At 70.2% G+C, this 2,853-nt stretch carries 2 protein-coding genes; one reads left to right on the top strand and one right to left on the bottom strand.

Annotation, left to right across the window (positions count from 1 at the left end):
- Positions 1-891: ferric reductase-like transmembrane domain-containing protein (locus HUW36_RS29885; protein ID WP_484502611.1), on the bottom strand; the 891-nt coding region annotated here is incomplete at its 3' end.
- A 297-nt stretch (positions 892-1,188) separates the two neighbouring features.
- Here HUW36_RS29885 and HUW36_RS29880 point away from each other — a divergent pair.
- The gene (locus HUW36_RS29880) at positions 1,189-2,634 is read left to right on the top strand and encodes an alpha-amylase (protein WP_174531157.1); all 1,446 of its coding nucleotides are present in this window, start codon (positions 1,189-1,191) and stop codon (positions 2,632-2,634) included.
- The last annotated feature ends 219 nt before the right edge of the window (positions 2,635-2,853 follow it).

The raw sequence follows: 2,853 nt of genomic DNA, 5'->3' as shown, positions 1-2,853 counted from the left end.
CCGCTCGGGGTCCCGCCGCCGGGCGGTGCCGGCCGGGGCGGTCCAGGTGGCGGTCGCCTCGGCCCAGCGGCCCCGGCCGGCGCCGCTCTCCTCCTTCTCGGCGGCCTTCTTGCGGCCGAGCGCGGCGAACACGCCGGTACGCTCCTCGCCCTTGCCGGCCATCGCCTTGTTCAGGGCGGCGGCCTGGTGCTGCTCGCGGCTGCGCTTGCCGAGGTGGACGGAGAGGCGCACCAGCAGCGCCATCACCACGAGCACCACGCAGGCGAGGTAGCTGAGCACCACCCAGGTGGCCGCCGGCCGGCCCGCGTTGAGCCCGTGGAACAGCGCGAACGGCCAGGACACGTACGCCATCGAGTGCAGCGCCCGCCAGAACCACTTCGGACCGACGCCGGCGAAGCGGACCCGGATCAGGCCGGTCCAGAGCACGCTCACCATCAGCATCGCGGCGACGGTGCCGAGCCCGACGTAGAGGCCGCTGCCGCCGACGAACGGCACCACCGCGTCGGTGGGCCCGGCCCGTCCGATCGCGATCTTGGTGATGACGTGGAAGACCAGCCCGGCCACGCCGAGCACGCCGGTGGCCCGGTGGGCCGACTGGAGCAGCACCCGGTGCCGGATGAGCAGCACCAGCCGGTCGGTGGCGAGCAGCCCCAGCATCACGGTGAGGCTCAGTGAGACCAGGGCGACCACCCCGGCGAAGAACTCGGTGAAGAAGAATCCGTACGAGTACATGACGCCGCCGGCGCCGGCCAGCTCGACACCCGCCCACGCGAGGCCGAGCGCGGAGGCGGTCAGCGCCACCATCGCGGACTTCGACATGGTCCGGACACCACGGCTGGTGGTGGTGGTCCGGACGGTCGTCGCCTTCTCGTTCTGCTGTGCCCGGGCCATCTGCTCCTCGATCGTCTCGCGGCGGCGCCCCCACCGGCCGACCCTGCTCCCACCTCAGGTACGGAGCGACGCGCCGGACGGATCACCTCCGGTGGGGAATTTCTCGGCCGATTCCTCGAACCGTCCCGACCGGGCGCGCGTGTAGCACGGAACGCAACGACAGATGCCCATGCATTGACAGTCCTTGCAACACACTCGTAACCTTGCGGAAAATTTCAGTTCCGGTTGCAAGAAGCCGGCACTGACGCCCTCCCCAGGCTCCACTCCCCCGCACCCCCGCACCCCGCAGGAGTCCTGATGCATCGACGCCGATGCCGCGCCGCGGCCCTCGTCCTGGGCCTGGCCGCGAGCCTGCTCGTCCCGACCACCGTGGCGGCTCCCCCGGCCGCCGCCGCCACCGGAGGCAGCAAGAAGGTCATCGTCCAGCTCTTCGAGTGGAACTGGACCTCGGTGGCCGCCGAGTGCACCAGCACGCTCGGCCCCAAGGGCTACGGCTACGTCCAGGTGTCCCCGCCGCAAGAGCACGTCAACAGCAGCCCGTGGTGGGTGTCCTACCAGCCGGTCAGCTACCGGATCGAGTCCCGCAAGGGCACCCGCGCCCAGTTCCAGTCCATGGTGAACACCTGCCACAACGCCGGCGTCAAGGTGATCGTCGACGCCGTGGTCAACCACATGTCCGGGCAGGAGAACGGCGGCACCGGCTGGGCCGGCACGTCGTACGGCCACTACAACTACCCGGGCGTCTACTCGTCGCAGGACTTCCACTACTGCGGCCGCAACGGCAACAACGACATCGCCAACTACAACGACCGGTACGAGGTGCAGAACTGCGAGCTGGTCAACCTCGCCGACCTCAAGACCGAGTCGGACTACGTCCGCACCCGGCTGGCCGGCTACCTCAACGACCTGCTCTCGCTCGGCGTGGACGGGTTCCGGCTGGACGGCAGCAAGCACATGCCGGCCGCCGACATCGCGGCGATCAAGGCCAAGCTGTCCCGCCCGGCGTACCTGGTGCAGGAGGTCATCTACGGCGCGGGTGAGCCGGTCCAGCCGACCGAGTACACCGGCAACGGCGACGTGCACGAGTTCCGGTACGGCAAGGACCTGGCCCGGATGTTCAACAGCGAGCGGCTGGCGTACCTGCGCACCTTCGGCGAGTCCTGGGGCTACCTGCCGGGCGGCTCGGCGGTGGTCTTCACCGACAACCACGACACCCAGCGCGACGGCGGCGTGCTCACCTACCGCGACCGCGGCGAGTACGCCCTGGCCAACGCGTTCATGCTGGCCTGGCCGTACGGCACCCCGGCGGTGATGTCGAGCTTCACGTTCAGCGGCAAGGACCAGGCTCCCCCGTCGGACGGCAGCAACCGGATCACCAACACCACCTGCTACTCCGGCTGGGAGTGCGAGCACCGCTGGCCGGTCATCGCCAACATGGTCGGCTTCCGCAACGCCACCGAGGGCGCCGGTGTCACCAACTGGTACGACAACGGCTACCAGCACATCGCGTTCAGCCGGGCCGGCAAGGGCTACCTGACGCTCAACGACGAGGACAGCGCGATCAGCGGCCGGTCGTACTACACCGGACTGCCGGCCGGCCGCTACTGCGACGTCATCCACGGCACGTTCAGCAACGGCTCGTGCAGCGGGCCGGTGATCACGGTGGACTCGGCGGGCTGGTTCGCCGCCACGGTCAACGCGCACGACGCGATCGCCATCCACGTCGGCGCGAAGCTGAGCTGACCTCACCCGGAAGCCCCCGTGCCGCACTTCGCGGTACGGGGGCTTCCGCTCGGTTACAGTCAGTTTCGTGCTGTTCGACCGGTTTTCCGCGCGCCGGCCCGCCGGCTGGCTGCTCGCCGCGCTCGGCGTACCGCTGCTGCTCGTCGTCGCGCTGCTGGTGGGCCGCGCGCTCACCAGCACGGCGCCGACCACGCCGACCGTCGCCGTGCCGCCGACGAC

It is taken from the genome of Micromonospora maritima (genome assembly GCF_902825405.1).
Taxonomy (GTDB): domain Bacteria; phylum Actinomycetota; class Actinomycetes; order Mycobacteriales; family Micromonosporaceae; genus Micromonospora; species Micromonospora maritima.
Note: the sequence above shows the minus strand (reverse complement) of the source record. Positions and strands in the feature narration are given on the sequence as shown.